Source organism: Flavobacterium sp. J27, assembly GCF_004303025.1.
Taxonomy (GTDB): Bacteria; Bacteroidota; Bacteroidia; order Flavobacteriales; family Flavobacteriaceae; genus Flavobacterium.
In genome coordinates this window covers 2,413-20,675 of the sequence record NZ_PJQW01000016.1, presented here as the reverse complement: position 1 = coordinate 20,675, position 18,263 = coordinate 2,413, and the positions used below count along the sequence as shown (strand labels likewise).

The 18,263-nt window shown below is 28.8% G+C and carries 16 protein-coding genes and 1 pseudogene; 8 read left to right on the top strand and 9 right to left on the bottom strand.

Annotated elements, in window-relative coordinates:
• The first annotated feature begins 77 nt into the window (after window positions 1-77).
• From CX675_RS17770 to CX675_RS17735, 8 genes are read left to right on the top strand one after another with little or no spacing between them, the layout of a single operon-like run.
• Window positions 78-659 carry a C40 family peptidase gene (locus tag CX675_RS17770; RefSeq protein WP_130736599.1) on the top strand — a complete coding sequence of 194 codons (582 nt, stop codon included), beginning with the start codon at window positions 78-80 and terminating at the stop codon, window positions 657-659.
• A complete protein-coding gene (locus CX675_RS17765) occupies window positions 652-1,578 on the top strand; it encodes a hypothetical protein (RefSeq protein ID WP_130736598.1) in 927 nt (308 codons plus the stop codon). Before CX675_RS17770 ends, CX675_RS17765 begins: the two co-directional genes overlap by 8 nt.
• Window positions 1,579-2,442, top strand: a complete 864-nt coding sequence (locus tag CX675_RS17760; RefSeq protein ID WP_130736597.1) for a TssN family type VI secretion system protein — start codon at window positions 1,579-1,581, stop codon at window positions 2,440-2,442.
• Window positions 2,443-2,450: 8 nt separating this feature from the next.
• Complete coding sequence (locus CX675_RS17755; RefSeq protein WP_130736596.1) at window positions 2,451-3,632, top strand: hypothetical protein; 1,182 nt, start codon at window positions 2,451-2,453, stop codon at window positions 3,630-3,632.
• Window positions 3,633-3,646: 14 nt separating this feature from the next.
• Window positions 3,647-4,159, top strand: coding sequence for a type VI secretion system TssO (gene tssO, locus CX675_RS17750; protein ID WP_130736595.1), 513 nt, complete (start codon window positions 3,647-3,649; stop codon window positions 4,157-4,159).
• Window positions 4,160-4,181: 22 nt separating this feature from the next.
• Window positions 4,182-6,641, top strand: a complete 2,460-nt coding sequence (locus CX675_RS17745) for an AAA family ATPase (RefSeq protein WP_130736594.1) — start codon at window positions 4,182-4,184, stop codon at window positions 6,639-6,641.
• Window positions 6,622-7,053: a GPW/gp25 family protein gene (locus CX675_RS17740; RefSeq protein ID WP_130736593.1), complete on the top strand. Its 432-nt coding sequence runs from the start codon at window positions 6,622-6,624 to the stop codon at window positions 7,051-7,053. The genes CX675_RS17745 and CX675_RS17740 overlap by 20 nt, the downstream gene beginning before the upstream one ends.
• Before the next feature lie 11 nt (window positions 7,054-7,064).
• The gene (locus CX675_RS17735; RefSeq protein WP_130736592.1) at window positions 7,065-8,918 is read left to right on the top strand and encodes a type VI secretion system baseplate subunit TssF; all 1,854 of its coding nucleotides are present in this window, start codon (window positions 7,065-7,067) and stop codon (window positions 8,916-8,918) included.
• A 58-nt stretch (window positions 8,919-8,976) separates the two neighbouring features.
• Here the strand turns inward: CX675_RS17735 and CX675_RS17730 are convergent, their stop codons facing one another.
• The 9 genes and pseudogenes from CX675_RS17730 to CX675_RS20230 all read right to left on the bottom strand — a co-directional run.
• Entirely contained in the window at window positions 8,977-9,864 is an 888-nt protein-coding gene (locus CX675_RS17730) for a right-handed parallel beta-helix repeat-containing protein (protein ID WP_130736591.1), read from the bottom strand.
• Window positions 9,865-10,131: 267 nt separating this feature from the next.
• Entirely contained in the window at window positions 10,132-10,914 is a 783-nt protein-coding gene (locus tag CX675_RS17725; RefSeq protein ID WP_130736590.1) for a hypothetical protein, read from the bottom strand.
• Between the two features lie 96 nt (window positions 10,915-11,010).
• Window positions 11,011-11,619, bottom strand: a complete 609-nt coding sequence (locus CX675_RS17720; RefSeq protein ID WP_130736589.1) for a hypothetical protein — start codon at window positions 11,617-11,619, stop codon at window positions 11,011-11,013.
• Window positions 11,620-11,732: 113 nt separating this feature from the next.
• The gene (locus CX675_RS17715) at window positions 11,733-12,644 is read right to left on the bottom strand and encodes a hypothetical protein (protein ID WP_130736588.1); all 912 of its coding nucleotides are present in this window, start codon (window positions 12,642-12,644) and stop codon (window positions 11,733-11,735) included.
• Complete coding sequence (locus tag CX675_RS17710; RefSeq protein WP_130736587.1) at window positions 12,645-13,247, bottom strand: hypothetical protein; 603 nt, start codon at window positions 13,245-13,247, stop codon at window positions 12,645-12,647. It lies immediately after the preceding gene.
• A gap of 4 nt (window positions 13,248-13,251) precedes the next feature.
• A complete protein-coding gene (locus CX675_RS17705; RefSeq protein ID WP_130736586.1) occupies window positions 13,252-16,050 on the bottom strand; it encodes an OmpA family protein in 2,799 nt (932 codons plus the stop codon).
• 2 nt (window positions 16,051-16,052) lie between these two features.
• A complete protein-coding gene (locus CX675_RS17700; protein WP_130736585.1) occupies window positions 16,053-16,553 on the bottom strand; it encodes a DUF4280 domain-containing protein in 501 nt (166 codons plus the stop codon).
• Window positions 16,554-16,620: 67 nt separating this feature from the next.
• A complete protein-coding gene (locus CX675_RS17695) occupies window positions 16,621-17,676 on the bottom strand; it encodes a LysM peptidoglycan-binding domain-containing protein (protein ID WP_130736584.1) in 1,056 nt (351 codons plus the stop codon).
• A 17-nt stretch (window positions 17,677-17,693) separates the two neighbouring features.
• A pseudogene (locus CX675_RS20230) lies at window positions 17,694-18,263 on the bottom strand (DUF2235 domain-containing protein); the annotation flags it as partial.

The window sequence follows — 18,263 nt, the reverse complement described above, 5'->3', positions numbered from 1 at the left end:
CTACTAAAAACACTTGTTTTTTTTAATAAAAACCCATACTATTGTAGTTAGTTTCAACGACAAACAAATAACATACAATGAAGATTATAGCTTTGCTCTTTTTTTCATTCCTATTAATTAACTGTGGATCAAAAAAAGGCACGTCTACTTATTACAATGAAAACGTTTACGAAGAAAAAGCAAATTATGTAGTTTATGACCCTGTTCCTGAAGCAGACAAAATATACTTTTCAAAAAAATTAGACGTCGAAAAAGACGAAATAATTAATGGAAAATTATACAAGTTTATCAAAGAATGGGAAGGCACAAAATATGTCTATGGTGGAGAAACCAAACAAGGCATAGACTGTTCTGCTTTAATGCAACGTTTATTCAAAGAAGTATACAATTGTGAATTACCCCGAACAGCTGAACAAATGGGATTGGACAAACGCTTCCATCTATTTAAGTTAACTAAAAACTTAAAAGAAGGCGACCTAGTATTCTTCAGAATTACTGATGAAAGAATAATTAGTCATGTGGGTATTTACTTAAAAAACAATAAGTTTTTCAATGCAAATTTAGCAGGAGGAGCCTCTATTTCTGATTTAAAAAGTGATTATTGGAGAAAGTTTTATGTAGTTTCTGGAAGATTGAAAAACGACAAAGAAAATGAATAAAGAAAATACCTTTATAAAAAATCATAGAGCATTAACAGTATTTGATTTAAAAGTAGAACTATTGTTTGATTCTTTATTAAAAAATCATGTAGATGATGAAAATATAATTATCAACTCAAAAGGTCTCTTTTACAGAAAGTTCAGTAAAGACAAAATGACCATAAATAGAGATGCTATTGATACCGATCTTTTAAATATAGATATTAGCAGAGATGGTTTTTATGATGTTTTACCAGAAAGCATCTCTCACAATTATAGAAATACAGACATTTACTCAAATCCAGTTGAGGAGTTTAAAACTAGAAAAAAAGAAGAAAAAGATGCCAGAAATTTCTTTAATCCTATCGAAAATGAACTTTTTCGATTTAGGCATGCTATTGAACAAAATGAAAATCACTTCTTTTCTAATTTAAATGCAAATGGAATAGTAGACATTATAAAAACTATTTTAGTTTTCAATGAAGATGTTCCAAATGAATTAGTTGTAAAAATGTTTTATGCCTTATTACAATTAAAAGACAATTCTAATCAAAACATGGATGAGATTGTCTCCATTTTAGAACAAATTATAAACGAAAAAGTAACCTATAAAACGAGTTATATTAAACTTGAAAAAGTAAACGACAATAATGACAACTCTAGCGATTTAATTATGGGAATAAACACCACATTGGAGAGTTCGGAAAGAATTTTTCTTAAAAAATATAATTTCATTATTGGCCCATTAAAAAAGTCAAAAGATTTAAGTAAATACTTTCAAAATCAGCAAATGGAATCTTTTTTAAATAACTTTTTTAATCTATTTTTACCCTTTCATGTTCAATATTCTTTTGATGTTATTTTAAACAAAAAAGACCAGGCATTTGCCATGGGAGAACAAGAGTACAAATCAAGACTAGGAATATCAACTATATTATAAATGAAAAAATATTTCAATTATTTCAACTTTGGTCAAGAATTAATATACTTATTGTTATTAATTGCTATCGCATTAGTAATCAATATTTTTATTGGAAGTAAAATACCAAAATTCAAACAACAACGAAAAAAATACTATTTCTATATTTTAATTCAGGTAGCAATTTTTATTGTATTTTCTTTCATATTATATAATTTAAAAAACACTAGTTTAAATCAACGCTTAATTTCATTTCAAGTCTATTTTGCAATAGCCGGAATTGCTCATTTGAAAACATTTCATGATACTTTCAAGAAGTTTGAAGTTAAAAATTTCTTAGGTGAACTAGGTATTGCTTTCTCAACAAGTTTATTTTTAGCTGCATTTACATACGTGATTACAAAATTCTTCCTAGATGGTGAGTTTTCACTTTATTTATTAAGTAGTTTGATTTTCTTCTTTCTACCTACTTTTTGTTATAAATTATTTGAATATTCTATATCTATACCAGTTAAACTACACAAAAGATGGTTTTACCCATTAAACGATAAATATCCTTCTCCTAAAGTTTCAGAAATGAAAAACATTATTATTTTAAATTTAGTTTTTCAAAAGAAAGCAACCGATACTCAAATCATCAATTTTAAAGTTAAAGCTCCAAGAGCTATTGATTTTGGAAGACTGTTTTATTATTTTATAAATGACTACAACGAAAAAAATCCTAATAGTCAAATTCATTTTGTAGATGAAAAAAACCAGCCGTATGGATGGTATTTTTACTCCAAACCAAAATGGTTCAGTTCCTCTGAATACATTGATCCTGAACTAGCAATCGACACAAACAATATCAAAGATGGAGCTACCATCATTTGTCAACGTATATAAAAAAAATTATGGCAGAAAACATCAAACATTTTCCAGTGAATTGGATTGATGGAATGAAAATCAATAAAAAACATTTCATCGAACTCCAAGACAACTTAGAAGACTCTATTCGAGACGCAAGAAATTTAGAAGTAAATGAATTACATTATGGATTACTTTCAACTCATTTAAGTCGTCCTTTTCAGTATACAATTTCAATTGATGCGCATAACGAATTAAGTGTTTCTATTAAAACACTTAAAGCAATAACTCCAGCAGGGGGAAGAATAGAAATTACTGATTTTACAGGTGAATTTTCAGAAAAAATAGAATTGAAAGATTTTGATTTAAAAGAAAATAATTATTTTTTACTTTTAAATGTTGATCCTTATACTCGCGTACCTTCTGGTGAACAAAACATGGAAGAAGTACCTCCTCGATTTCCTCATGCACTTCCAAAATATAGCTTAAGCACCGTTTTAGAAAGTGAAGTAAATCAAAATAATATAGGAGCCTTACAATTTCCAATTGCAAAGTTTAAAACTTCGTCAGATGGATATGAAATAATAACAAATTACATTCCTCCTTGTTTAACTTTAAATAGCCATCCCAGTTTAATTACTTTATTTGAAACGTACGATTTATTTTTCAAACAATTAGAGTTTTATGCTATTCAAATTAATCGCAAAATCAAATTCAGAAATAATAACGAAGATGAAAATGTAATTGCTAACATGGTTTTTGATGTTTGCGATAAAGCGCTTCGATTTGTAGAACTACATATCACTAAAAACAAGTGGATTAACTATAATTTAAAACCGTTTGATGTATTAAATAACGTGATTAGCTTAAGTCGTTCAGTAAAAAACAGTTTTGATTATTTTTCTGGAGACGGAAAAGAAATGTTATTTAATTATTTTTCTGAATGGACTGACATTACTAGTGGCGACTATGAAAGACTTTTTACAGACACCATAAATGTGAAATACAAAGCGTATGACATTGAAGCAGTTGTAGCACAAGTAAACGATTTCATGACCAAAATAGATGAATTATTCTCTATTTTAAACCAACTAGATTATATCGGTAAAAAACGTGATGCTGGTATTTTTGTAAATGAAAATATTTTGAAAAACGATCGTAAATCTACTGGTTTATTTGGTAGCGACGATAATGATATAGATTCTTCACCAACATTTTTAGCTGATTAAAACTACAAACAACTATGGATATTTTAAATAAAAAAGAACGTCGTAATGCATTTTTATTATTCCTATTAATGTTTTTTATAACAACAGGAGTATTAATTGCCGCTATATTTTTCAATTTTAAACTTCCTTTAAAAGAAAATGAAGTGTTAAAAAATGAAAATGACAGAATGAATTCTCAGTTCAATTTCAACAAAGAATTTACCTTAAAAATGGAAGAAATAGGAAAACTAGTTGATTCTTTAGACAAAGCACCATTAAGTTTTCAATTTATTGAACAATCTATTGGTTATGAATTAAAAGAATTAAGTGAGAGTATTCCTAAAGATTCTACAATAAACCCTGCTTTATATCAAAATATAATAATTACAACTAAAGAGTTTGTAAACACAAAAAAAAGGCTGCTGTTAACCAAAGACGCTGAAAAAGAAATCGAGAACCTAAAAAGAGAAAACGAAAGTTTAAAAGAAGACAACAAATCGTTAGAAAGAAACTTACAAGCTCTTAGTGTAGGTTCAAGATTTAATTAAAAATTTTGATAACTATAAAAAAATGTCTGTAGAAATAACATCACAAATCATTCACATAGCCAAACAATATGCAAAAGAAAATTTAAATGCCAAATATCACGCTGCACATGTGTTGAAAGCCATTCTAAATCAACAATTTGATTTTTTAAAAGAATTAGACACTAAAGGCGTAGATGTTTTCTATTTAGATGAATGGGCCGATATACGAATAAGTGAATATCCAAAAACAACCAAACCTTCAGATTCACCAGAAGCTGATGAAAGTGCCACTATTGTTTTAGAAGAAGCTGAAAATTTTGAACAAAAACACAACATCAGTGTTTTTCCTGCCATTCTTACCGCAGCAATAACACCTGGGATTGGTTTTTCACACGATCAATTAAAATCGTTACCTATTACTGCGTCTACGATTATAGAATTATATCAATCTGGCACAACGATTAAAAGTCCAGATATACAATTTACAAATACATCTACTTCTTCTACCGCTTCAAATGCTGTATCTAAATATTGTATCAATCGATTACAAAATATTGCAAAAAATGAAGAGCATACAATTATAGGAAGAGATGAAGAGTTGAAAACAATTACAGAAATATTAAACCGAAAGTTAAAACCACACGTTATTATAACTGGTGAACCAGGTGTAGGAAAATCAGCTTTAATTGAAGGGTTTTGCAAAAAGATTGCTACTAAAAATATTTTAAATGCTTTCGATCATGCTTCCGTTTACGAAATAAACATAGGTGCCTTATTCGCTGGTGCTTCTTACAAAGGAGAAGTAGAAGATCGTTTGCAAAAGATTTTCAATGAATTAAAAACAGTTGAAAAACCAATTCTTTTTATCGACGATATCCACGAACTTTTCGATTCTAATCAAGGTTCTGGTATAGCCAGTATTATAAAGTCGGAATTATCAAAAGGGGTAATTACTTTTATAGGTGCTACAACTCCAGAAAAATTTAGAAAAACACTAGCAAAAGACGATGCTTTATCGAGACGATTTGAAACATTAGAAATTAAAGAACCCAATCAAGAATTAGCGTTTAGAATGATTTCTAGTATTATTGAATCTTATCAAAAACATCACGATTTTACCATTTCTGACGAAAGCCAGAAAGAAGCCATTCGCTTAGCCAAAAGATATTTAAAAGAGAAATCATTACCTGATTCGGCATTAGACTTAATCGATAGAACAATGTCTTCTTTAAAGGTAGCCAAAGAAACTATTAAAAAGGAATTACCCGATTTAAAAAATCAGGCCGATGCTTTACATACTATTGAAGAAATCAATGAAAAGGAAGAAAGAATTACTTGGTTATTAAATGACATTCTTCAAAAAACAGGTAAATTAATCTATGAAAATGAAGAAAATAATGCTCACTTTGATGCTTTAGAAAATCATGATGCTAAAATAAATTTCATTTATGATATTCTAACTGATTTAGAAAAACTGGAAGAAGTTGAAAATGAAGTATTAGGTTCTCATTTATCGGTAGTAGTTTCTGATATAACAGGAATTCCTGCGGGAAAAGTAAAATCAGACGAAAGAGAGCGATTATTGGATATTGAAAACACCCTAAAAAGACGAGTTATTGGACAAGATCATGCGGTCAAAGTAGTTTCTGATGCTATCATGGAATCGCGTTCTGGTTTAACAAAACCAGGACAACCTATTGGTTCGTTTTTCTTTTTAGGACCTACAGGAACGGGTAAAACTGAATTAGCAAAATCTTTAGCAGACTTCTTATTTGGAGATGAAAACGCCATTATTCGTTTAGACATGTCGGAATTTAAAGAAGAACATTCTGCTGCTTTATTATATGGTGCACCTCCTGGTTATGTAGGTTATGAAGAAGGTGGTTTATTAGTAAACAAAATCAGACAAAAACCATATTCATTAGTACTATTTGATGAAATAGAAAAAGCACACAAATCGGTATTTGATGTCTTCTTACAAATTCTAGATGAAGGAAAATTACACGATCGTTTAGGAAAAGAAGGCGATTTTTCAAATTCAGTTGTTTTGTTTACTTCAAATATTGGTTCTGACTATATTGTACAATCTTTCGAAAAAGACATTATTCCAAAATCTAACGACTTAATTCAATTAATGACAGGTTATTTCAGACCTGAGTTTTTAGGACGTTTAACAGAAATTATTCCATTTGCTCCTATTAATGTAAAAAGTGTTTCTAGAATTTTTGACATTCATCTTAAAAAAGAGCTTTTACAATTATTAGAGAAACTAGACATTACATTAGAGATTAGCGAAGAAGACAAAGAAAAAATAGCCTTGCAAGGATTTAGCCCAGAATATGGCGCAAGACCTATTAAAGGTACCATTAGAAATAAATTAAAAAGACCGCTTTCGCGAATGATTATTGCTAATGAGATTACTAAAGGTGATACTGTGAAAGTAACTTTAGATGAAAATGAAGAATTAAAATTTGCAGTAACAAATGAAAGACTTGTACTATAAAATACCTTTCGATTACAAAAAGCTAAGTAATGGAAATGATGCTGCTAAAGTAACTATTGAAGAATCATTAGCCCAATTCATTTCTGTTATTATTTCCACAATATTTGGAGAATACAAGTATGATGATGGATTTGGTACGGTTATTTGGGAAACCGATTTTAATTTATTAGCGAATCCAAATAAGCTAAAAGACATGATTCGCGAATCGGTACATGAAAAAGTAAATCAATACGAAAAAAGATTAAAAGTTACTGAAGTTACTTTAGGGGTTAATGAAAACACCCTGAGCTACGAAACGAACATTAGAGTAAAAAAAAGATTAGATATTATTGTTTATGGCGTCATTAAAAAAACGAACCAACCTTATTATTTTAAAAGCTCGTACTATTTAGCACCCTTTTCGTTTAAATAAAAAAACAAACAATGAATTCATTATCAAAAGATCAAATTAAAGATAGAATGCTGAAACGCGCTGCTAAAAAGTGGGGCTACAGCGACGTAGAATTAGAAAATGTATTTGATCCTATTGTAAACCTTCTATTTGATGTATGCGCCAAAGAATTAGAAAAAATATCAAATGAAATTTTTTCAAGCAGAAGAAGAATGACAGAACGCTTAGTAGATATTTTAACACCTACAGCTTCTGCAAAAGCTACACCTGCAAGAGGCATTTTAAGAGCTTACCCAGTAGAAGACGAAACCACGCTACACGATTATCATCAATTTTTCATTCAAAAGAAACAGCCTAACCCATACAACCCAATTGAAAATTTTATAAAAAATTATCATTTCGGACCTACCCTTCCTATTAAACTGAATAGAAATAAATTAAACTATGTAGTTTTACCTAATGGTGTTCAGGAAATTGTAAAAAATCAATTTAGAGAGTTTATTTCAGAAAAAGAATATTTGAAACAAACCCCACATGGAACTATTTGGTTAGGATTAAAACATGAAGGAAATGGTACTTTAAAGGATTTAATGTTTTATTTCTATTTAAAAAATGTAGCGGAAAGAACCAAATTTTATCATTTTTTACCTAGATCAAAATGGTCTTTAAATAATATTCCTTTAACTATAAAACAAGGGTATAATATTGATGAAAATGAGAAAAAAATATATGATTTAAAACAACACGATATTTATCATATTCATAAGATTGAAGAGCATGCAAATGAGTTTTATGAAAAAAATTTTATTTCAGTACAAGACATTATTCAAATTAACGATACTGAAGCACTTTTTCCTGATGAATTTGAAACTTTTTTACCTAAAAAAGAATTAGAGAAGTTAAAAAGCGAAAAAGACATTTTATGGATTAAAATTCAATTCCCTAATGTTATTGGTCCATCCATTTTATCAGATATTTTCTGTTCCAACAACTGTTTCCCAGTTGTTAATAAAAAACTTAATGAAACACAAGGAAACATTAAAGAGTTATTAGATATTTATCCTTTAAAACTAAATGATGATTATTTTCTGGAATTATTTTCAGTCTTAAATGACAGCAATAAGGAATTTGATGTTATTACCAACAACATTGAACCAGAAGATGAAAATTATGCCTATTTACGTTTTGGAGGTGTAGCTCGTTTTGATGAAAGAAATGCATCGGAAGAAATTAATTACTTAATTGATTTGATTCGTGATGAAGCGGCTGCTTTTTCTCGTTTAGGTCAAGATTTCACCGATAATAACTTGAAAGAAATCAATCAAATTATTGCTCGATTTAAAGGAAAAATGGCTCAAATTGGGATGCAAAATTTAAACAATCCTTATTTAGTTTTAAATACTGAAAAATCAAAAGAAAAAGGAGTACTATTTATAAAATATTGGACTACAAATGGAGAAGATGCTAATAAATTAAGTACTTTCAGTAAATTTAATGTATTTAAAGGAGCTGATTTTGATAAAGACAGTATCATGTTGTTATCAAGCACCGTTGGTGGAAGAAACGAATTAACAAACTCAGAAAAGATTTATGCTTATCGTGAAAATTTAATTTCTAATCAAAGAGTTGTAACACGACAAGATATTATTATTTTATGTAAAAATCATTTTGGTGAAGCCGTTGAAAAAATAGAAATAAAAAATGGGATTCAAACTGGTTTTGATAACAATATTGGTTATACGCCCACTATAGACATTCATTTAACACAATCTAACAAAGAACATTATTCTGATGAAGAATGGAATTTCTTAAGTGAAGATTTAAAACTAATGATTGAAAAAAGAGCTTTAAATGTAGTTCCTTTTCGAGTAATCTACACACAATAAATAAAAAGCCATCAGTTATTTTCTGATGGCTCTTTTGATATCTCTACATAATTAATTATTAATAAATTCTGGTAAATAATCCTTTTACATTACCAGAGCCACTACTTCCTGTAATGGTAATATGTCCTGTATTTCCATTGCCATCATATCCCCAAGCTTTATTATTTGTTGCTGTATTATTGGTAACGGTATGTGGTACCGATTGTCCAGCACTGCCTAATTTAAAACCATTACCATCTCCATTAGTACCATAACCGTTATTACTTGCGGTACAATTTCTTATCGTAACAGTATAAGGTTGTCCATATAAATCCCAACCATCGTCGGAATTATGATTTGCAATACAGCCTTCAAATACATTATTTTTACCTGCTGATAATTTACAAGCAAAGCCATCTGCATTTTCACCACCATTGGCAACATCGTAATTTTCATTAGAATAGCATTGTCTGATATAATTATCATGTGCTCCATTATATACTTGTAATCCCGAATCACCGTTGTATGAAGTTGTTACATTATATACATAATTGTACCCTCCATTTTGCAAAACCAAACCACAATCTGGAGCATTTCTTATAGTCATATTAGTAATATTCCAATAACTTCCGTTTACTTTTACACCCCAACTACCAGAAGGTTGATTTGCACAATTTAACACACCACCAGTAATATTAATTTTTGAACTAGACGTTCCGCTTCTTGCTAATTCTAAGGTACGAGTCAAATTGATTGTACCACTAATCGTAATAATATCGCCTGGATTTGCAGTAGAAACTGCAGAACGTAGTGCAGATTCACTGGTAACCGTAGTAGATTTTGCAACATTAGACACTGTTTCTTTTTGTTGCTTTGTAGCTACATCAGTTGCAATAGTATCGTCGGTATCACAAGAAAAAAATACCAATAATCCGCAAAACAAGATACATTTAAGTTGGTTTTTCATAATAAAAAAGTTTTTGTTTATTTATTTAATAATCACTTTGATTATTTATTGTAAAAAACATTTTATCTGTAGTCTTTCTTTCCAATAGACTAATAACTAACGTTTTTATAACTCAAAATCGATGTAGTTAAAGCGGAAGTAAAATTTTCAAATCTAGAATTTTAAAAAATACATTTTTTCGTAATCGATTACGAAAATAAGAAAAAAAAGGATTCCATAATAAAATATGTTTAAAAAAATGAAATCAATAAAAAAGAAATGCTTTTTTTATTTTTTCATTACGATAGTAACCGATTCAGTATATTTAATTTCTTCTTTGATAAGAAATTGAAAATAGGCAGATTTTTTCTTCACTTTCTTCTCTACATTATCAAAATGCGATTCTGTGTGTAGTTTTACTGTTTGATCGTCCCATTTAATTTCTCTTTTAATTTTTGATTTTAATATTTCTATGATATTGTGAGATAATCGTTGGTACGAATCGAAAGAAATAATCATGTCTCTTGCGCCAGGATTTAAAATAGTGGTTCGCCCTACACATGGAATAACGCCCATGGCTTTAATATTCCAATTTAAAATAGTACCTATGTCTGGTAAATTAACATTATCAATAGGAGGATTAAAGAAAAATAAATTCCAATAAGGCTCTTTAAATTTTATTTTAGTAAAGGTTTCTTGATCTTTAATTAAATCATAATAATATTCTTTAACTTCTCTAGCTTTGTCGAAGTCAGAACTATCAATTAACAATTTTTCAGCTTTTTGATTCCATTCTAAAAGCCAGTTTTCATGATCTTCAATTTCCAAAAATTGACCTTTATAATCTGTTTTAATCTTTATTGGGTAATTTAAAGCTTCTAATTCATCAACAACTTTTAAAAAAGCATTTTCTTGAATAGGTAGTGTATGTATTCTTTCTTTATTAATGATATAAATTCGTTCATCATCAGTCTTATTGTACAATGAAAAATCGATATTAAATCTTGTTTTACTTTCTTTTTGGAATCCATTCATTAGGATTGAGACTTCTTCTACAATTTCAAAAACCATAAGTATATCTATTTGTTTGTTTTCATGTTTTTTATCTCATTACAAAAGAGTAATTTACCTCAAAATAAATACTCTATTCAATTTTTAAAAACACTATTAAATATAGGTTCTTAATAATCTATTTACAACTAACTCGTTATTATACAATTTTCCAGTTCTAGTTTTATTTGAAACGATATATATAAGCGAAGCAATTACTCTTTTACCATTTGTGTATTCATAAGATTGAGATAAAACAATTGATAAATTATTTTTTAGAGACCAAACATACGCAGCATATCCTAATAATTGACCTTCGTTGTTTTCTGTAGGTACAGGTTTTAGATTTTTTGGCTCGCCATTTATCTTTTTCAATTCTTTTAAAATTGCTATACTTTCATTACTATCTTCAATAGAAAGAACCACTCCTACAAGCTTATCATTATTAATTGATTCTGTTAAAACTCCAATTTTACTCCAAGCCATACTATTGGATTTCGAATTAGTAAATTCAACTCTCCCATATTTGAATCTATTTACTTCCTTTGTATAAGTCAAATTGAGTGTCGTATTTATTTCATTTGCTTCATACATTAAATTGGCATCTCCAAAGAAAAATTCTTTACTTTCATTCAAATCAATTTTATCAATTGAAATTTTATCATGCGTATTATTACATGAATTTCCTATAAAGCTAAGTATAAGTACAACTAATAATTTATTCATTATTTTTTATTCAAAAACATTAATTCGATTGGTTACAAAAACACTATTATAAAAAAGTCAGGTAAAATGAGAAAATCATATAAATATCTATCTATTAATCGTTAATAGATATATTAAATGACTCCAAATTCTGTTTTACCCTTTGGCATATAAAAAGTAATGGGTAATACTAATTCTTCTTCTGTTTCTGCATTTACTAAATATAATGCTGACATTCCATTCATTCTTTTTAAAGAAGCTAATTTGCCATAACCAGAAAATTCAACTATAACAGTATCATCAATAGCAACAGCTTTAAACCCATTAGAAAAATTATAAAGAAGTTTCTTTACCCTATTGTTTCTTTCCTGTTCATTTAAATACATCATTGTCGCAAAATTATTTTCGCGTGTAGCTATTCTTTTTATAAATTTTTCATAATCTCCTTTGTTTATCTCATTCACCATTTCGTTATAAGCAAACATTAATTTTTTCTTTAAATCATCAAAATTTGCTTCTTTAAGATTTTGTCCGTTTTGCCAAGCATCAATTTTATAATCAACATTCGCCTCAAATTTACTTTTATGAACTAAAAACGGAATATCTTTTTGAACAGGTAAAGTCTGAAAATTTTCAAATTGTTTAATAAATTTAAAATCACCTGAACTCACATCAAATTCATTTACTCTATACCTTACGTAAGCCTCATTATTTAGTTCTTTCATACCTTCTAGTGGAGTAACTCTAATTTCTATTTCTTGTATTCCACTTCCTAATATTCCTTGATTTATTGGGATATCCATAGTTGCTTGTCCATCCACATTTAAGGAAAAAACTTCAACATCATTAATTTTTATCTGGAAATTGCACATTAAGGCGCTACAATCTAATTCGTAATATATTTGCTTCATATCGTTATTATCGTTTACTTTTTTTTCTGATAGTACAATAGAATCGATCAACTTTTTGTTTTCTGTATGATTATATCCCTTTTTATTACAAGAGGAAATTAAAATAATTACTATGTACAAATAAAAGTACTTCATCTATTCTTCTTTAGGGTAAGCTAAATTAAATCTTTCAAGAATAGTAAATACATTTTCATCTTTAGAGTTTTCTACTCTTGTACCTTGTTTTACAATCACTAAATTTGTAAAATTAAACTTAGCGTTATCTTTAGTCTTCTCTATTCTTTTTGTTAAAAACACCCATGCGTTATCAGATTTTAAATCCCAAAAAAAAGCACTTTCATCTTCATTCATAGCATTTCTTGATTCAGGGGCACCATACTTTCGTTTTAAATAATCAATTAGTTTGTCTCCTTCATCATTTTTGGCAAGATAAAGTGAAAATCCTAAATATTTTTTACTTTCATAATTTTCAACATAGAAATATATATTACTTTTAGCATAAGAATACGCATTTGGCACTTGATATTCAGTAAAAGAAACATCTCCAAATCTATAATCATTCAATTTTGATGTTTCAAAACTCATAAATCCATAAATACCATCAACTGCTTTATTTGATTCTTGAATAACAGTAGTTTTTTCTGATAATTTTTCATCAAACTTTAAAAGTTCTAAATCAGTCTGACCTTTACAAGAAATCATAATTATTGAAATTATTATTATAACATTTTTTTTCATTTTTTTAATCATTTTTTATTAGTGGGATATTTGCATCCATATTAAATAATGTTTCTAATTCTTTAATCACATCAAAAGGGGGTATAATATTCTTAAAATTTCCTTCTAGAAATTTATGTTTACCTTCTCTATTTATTTGTGTTTCATGATTTGATTTTTTAATTTTTAATGCTAAAGAGGCACTTATATATACTACATATTCTGCATTTAATCCATCAAACCCTAATTCTGGTCTATAATATAATCCTTTATCATCATAATTTATTCCATGTCCAAAAGTAACGGAGGCATCAGCACTGGCAGAAGCTTCAAAATAAACTTCAGCTTTCACTATCGCAACTACAGCTTCTCCTTTAATTTTTACTCCAATTTTTAATTCGACTTTTAGCTTATTTTTAGCTTCAATTTTAAATTTTGAATCTTTAGCTTTTCCAGCAGTATTGAATTTAAATTCAGTTCCTATGGTAATTATATTCGATATAATTAAATCCATATAAATATCAACACTTGCTTTTGCTCCATTCCCTTTATCTACATCACCAACTTCCCAGCCCTCTTTTAATTGTGATTGAATTTGCTCATAAAATCTAAGTACAGGAACAGAGGCAGTTCCTCCAGAAATAGTACCAGCAGCAGTAAAAATTAATGCTCCTAATAAATCTATTGTTATTTCTAAACCAATTAAAGGATTTGCATTTAAGCCAATTGCAACATCTGTACCTACAATTTTATTATTATCTTTTGGATGACTTAAAAACCAATCTCCTGTTAATGATAAATTAGGTGGTTTAACAGCAAAACTTACAGGTATTCCTTTTGGAGAAATTGACCTAGCTTTACCTTTTGTTTTATTTGTTATTCCATCAGACAAAGCACCAATTGATGCAAATAAGTCATATATTTTTTTAAACTTTGCCTCGTATTCATATTTAAACTCTTGCTCTTGTTTATCTTCATCCCATTTCGCTTTTAAACTAAAACCTAACGAAGCATCTTTTTGCTTCCATCTTTTTTCTGCACCAATTTTCCCCGATCTTTCTTGCAATTTTTTGTGTTCATAAGGGTCCATATTCATCCATTTAACACTTAAATCATTAGTAAGATTCAAAAAGAAATTTAGCTTCCATTTAATATCAGGATAAGCTTTAATCAAAATTGTAGCATTATTATATTCAGAAAAATAACGACAAGAATGTATAAAAACATTATAGTTTTCAGCTGCATCTATACCGTTTCCAGAAGCTCCTTTAACTAAATTCCATTTTGGCCATATATATTGCAAAGGTGCTACATTCCATGTTGATAAAGCAGAATGTACAGGTATAGTAACCGAGCTTCCGCTTTTAACTAAAGGTGTCTTATATTCTGAAGAAGTGACCTTAACTTCTTTTTTATGTTTATCCTTATCTCTAAAACAAGCATCCGTTTGAAAAGCTGTAATATCAAACAAAATATCTTTATCATGGCTAGGCACGATTGTTTCGTAGATTATTGTAGCCGCAGTGTGACTGAAATATTTAAACGAAATATCAACTCTTCTAGCTTCTGCATACTTTTTTTCGTCTTTGTATTTTAAATTATCTGCTCCTTCTTTATTGTCTGTAGCATTAATTTCTCCTTTACCAGTTGAAATAATTCTCCGAGGATCTAATTTCCCATCTATAAAGAATTTTTTTACCGCATCACTCCTTTTTTGTGAAAGTGATTGATTATACTCCATTTTACCAATTACACAAGCATAACCATCAATTGTTATTGTCGAATGTTCATGCTCAAGAAGAAAATTTAAGGTATTATTTAATTTTTCATTTCCTTCTTTGGTGATGACATCACTATCAAACCCAAAAAAAATAGTCTTGGTTACCTCTTTTTGAGGATTTGCAACGTCTTTTAATCCCTTACCATTATCAAAAACTAGAGTAGTTGTTTTTTCCATTTTCCCATCTTTTTTTTGGGTTTCTGTAATGGAAATCGTTTCAAATTTACAAAGATCGTATCTCTCTTTTTTTGGACTAGGTGTGCCTGTTTTTGCAGCTGTATTGTTTTGTGGTGGTTGAGGATTATTTGCTACTAGCTTATTTTTTATACGTAAAAAACGAGCATGTTCTTCATCATTATTAGTATCAACTATATATTTACCTGTCGCTTGATCTTTAACTTTTATATAAAACTTTTCTTCATCTTGAATATTATTGACTAAACCTTGCCATGTAGAGGTATTTTTAATTTCAAGATTTACCTCTCCATCTCTTACTTTAACATTCGTAAACGTAAAAATTAATTTATCACTTCTAAGTTTTTGAATATTATATATTTCTACAATTAATCTATCTCCATTGAGACCTTCTGTTGATAGATTTAAATGAATAATATTACCATAAGAAAATTGATACGATTTGCGTACATCTTGACCTCCATTTGTAGTAGCCCATTTACTGGAAATAATTCTTTTATCACAAAAACCATTGATATACAAGCCTGTTGGATTGGGATCTGTATTTCCAGATAAACTGGCTTCTAAATAATAACTATAAGAACCGCAGAGTTTCTTTGGTAACTTTATTGCATAAATCTTATTAGATGGAATAACTTTTTTCCAAATAATTATTTTTCTATTCTGTTCTTGAAAAATCCAAGTAATATCCTTTTTTTGATCTTCAGGTGTGGTTCCTGACAACCATTCGCTTATTGTAAACCAAACAAATTCATTGGGTGGAATAACCATTCTAGAAGAGTAATCCGATTTTTTTTGAAATACTTTTCCTTTTCCTGTCCACTTTATTTTTTTAACTCCTCTAGCCATACTTACATAGAATTGGATTCAACATTTTCATGTTTTAAAGGTTCATCATTCATCGTTTTGATGTTCACCATTGGATTTAACTGACTGTGAACATCTTCATTTGCGTTTTGAGCATTTTGAGATGAACCTTCCGATTTTTGCCCGTGATTGGTAATAGAAATACAATCTGGTCCGCCAATTGGACAAGTTGCTTTACTATCTTCTAAGAGTATTTTACCTTGATTGGATAATACTACTTCTTCGTAAAAACCACTCCATTTCGTTATAACAGCTTGACAGGGCAAGAAATCGCTACTAGTAGGTTGCAATTTACATTTACCAAAAGTGTTTTTTTCTAAAGTTTGGCCAATTTCCTTATCTGTTGCAATAAGCTTTTTTGATGCTTGTTTGTCATTAGCATAATCTTTTGTTTGTGTTAGTACCTTTAATTTATCTATTTTAGGTTCTACACTAAACTTACATTGGCATTCAGCTCCTTGCACTACAATATGCTTTTCGCTCATGTTTTTTGTTTGTTTTTGTTGTCACATTAAAATTTAAAATTAGGTGTTGTGAAGCAACTAATTTTTTTTACAAGAGAGACACCACTATTTGTATCTTCTTTTCTAACTCTAATTCAATAGAACATTCTAAAAACAAAGATTCAATCCACTTTGAAGTTGCATTTAAAAAATAAACCGAACGATAGGTTCCTTTCGCCATATTTTGATTAGGGTACAAAACCCCATAATAAGGAACATTTAATTCATTTTGTAAATCACTTTTAGATCGCTCTTCTTTTAGTTCGCCATTTTGTTCTATTCTAATTAAATTATTTTGTTCTATAAATTCATTAATTTTTTGTTCTATTTCATACCGCACTGGTTTACAGTTTGGTAAAATTGGAAAATCAGCATTTGTAATAAATCTAAATTTATGAGAATAATAAACATAAATGGTATTAAAATAGCTTTTTAAAAACCAATCTTTTTTTAAGCTTGTTACAACATTACTCTCACTTTCTAGCACACTCTCATTTAAAGATAAATATTTCTCAACCCATTCTCCACCATATTCTTTCAGAATATTTTCTTTTATACTTTCCCATCTTTTATAAATGTCTTCATAATTAGCAATTCCTGTCCATTCACCATCTTTAGATACTATTACTTCCAATGGATATAAAACACTGCTTGTTTTTACCGCTAATTCATCAGCAATAGTATTTACTTCTTCTTCATTTATAAAAGTATTTGTTGTTCTATCAATGGTAAAAACAAAGTCATTCTCAACGGTTCGTTCTTTACACGATATACAAATTTCAAACTTTATACTATGCTCTTCAACTCCATTTTTAATGATGTATTCTACTCCATAAAGCAGTTTCTCTTGAAAAGGTTTTATTTCGATTTTATAAGCAGCATCGAAAGTAACCTTGGGTATGCGAATTAATTCCTCTTCATGAAATTCAGGATAAATAAATAATTCTTTTAATGTTTTGGGTAAATCAACACCAATGTAATCATCTGGACTACTAAAAACATTATGAAAGTTTTTTATCTCATGAATACTTTTTCCTAGTTTTTTTGAGATACTTTCTAAAGTATCTGCCTTTTTTATTGTATACTTTTTAAATCTTGGTTTCAATGTCTATGGACTAATTTTTAATAATAGACTCTTTTTCTATCGCTATTTGGATCCATTCCTATACCTTCTCTTCTAGCGGACCAATGTAAATATTTATTCCTCAACAACAATAAATCGCTCTTTTCTTCTGGAGTTAATTCGTTATTGAGTAAATATTGCTTTCCAGAGCCAAAAACATAGTCTCTTAATTTTGTTTTCACTCTTTCTAGCAATGCATCACTTGAAATGTCATAAAAACTTTCCAGCTTTCCTGTATTAATATTTACTTGTTTATTTTTACTACTTTCTCCCATAAAATGAAGTGGAATATAACTATACGATTTTTTTAAATCTCTTGTTCCTTGTAAAGCCCAATATAAATTTCCACCTGTAATTTCAAGTTGTTCTCTATGATACCAGCCTTCAGCTACCAGTCGATCGATTAATGGGTCTAATTTTTTTCTAGACCCCCACGAAGTTTCTATCTCTTTAATTACTTCAACACCATCATTATAACTTCCTCCAATATCGGAATGTACTCCAGGAAATGTTTTTTGTATACCAACATGTGTATTGGTCAATGAAAAATTTTCTCTATGTTCATTTTC

Bases quoted from the DNA above. Each gene is read 5' to 3' on its own strand.
- CX675_RS17770 (WP_130736599.1), top strand. From the start codon at position 78: ATGAAGATTATAGCTTTGCTCTTTTTTTCATTCCTATTAATTAACTGT.
- CX675_RS17765 (WP_130736598.1), top strand. From the start codon at position 652: ATGAATAAAGAAAATACCTTTATAAAAAATCATAGAGCATTAACAGTA.
- CX675_RS17760 (WP_130736597.1), top strand. From the start codon at position 1,579: ATGAAAAAATATTTCAATTATTTCAACTTTGGTCAAGAATTAATATAC.
- CX675_RS17755 (WP_130736596.1), top strand. From the start codon at position 2,451: ATGGCAGAAAACATCAAACATTTTCCAGTGAATTGGATTGATGGAATG.
- tssO (WP_130736595.1), top strand. From the start codon at position 3,647: ATGGATATTTTAAATAAAAAAGAACGTCGTAATGCATTTTTATTATTC.
- CX675_RS17745 (WP_130736594.1), top strand. From the start codon at position 4,182: ATGTCTGTAGAAATAACATCACAAATCATTCACATAGCCAAACAATAT.
- CX675_RS17740 (WP_130736593.1), top strand. From the start codon at position 6,622: ATGAAAGACTTGTACTATAAAATACCTTTCGATTACAAAAAGCTAAGT.
- CX675_RS17735 (WP_130736592.1), top strand. From the start codon at position 7,065: ATGAATTCATTATCAAAAGATCAAATTAAAGATAGAATGCTGAAACGC.
- CX675_RS17730 (WP_130736591.1), bottom strand. From the start codon at position 9,864: ATGAAAAACCAACTTAAATGTATCTTGTTTTGCGGATTATTGGTATTT.
- CX675_RS17725 (WP_130736590.1), bottom strand. From the start codon at position 10,914: ATGGTTTTTGAAATTGTAGAAGAAGTCTCAATCCTAATGAATGGATTC.
- CX675_RS17720 (WP_130736589.1), bottom strand. From the start codon at position 11,619: ATGAATAAATTATTAGTTGTACTTATACTTAGCTTTATAGGAAATTCA.
- CX675_RS17715 (WP_130736588.1), bottom strand. From the start codon at position 12,644: ATGAAGTACTTTTATTTGTACATAGTAATTATTTTAATTTCCTCTTGT.
- CX675_RS17710 (WP_130736587.1), bottom strand. From the start codon at position 13,247: ATGAAAAAAAATGTTATAATAATAATTTCAATAATTATGATTTCTTGT.
- CX675_RS17705 (WP_130736586.1), bottom strand. From the start codon at position 16,050: ATGGCTAGAGGAGTTAAAAAAATAAAGTGGACAGGAAAAGGAAAAGTA.
- CX675_RS17700 (WP_130736585.1), bottom strand. From the start codon at position 16,553: ATGAGCGAAAAGCATATTGTAGTGCAAGGAGCTGAATGCCAATGTAAG.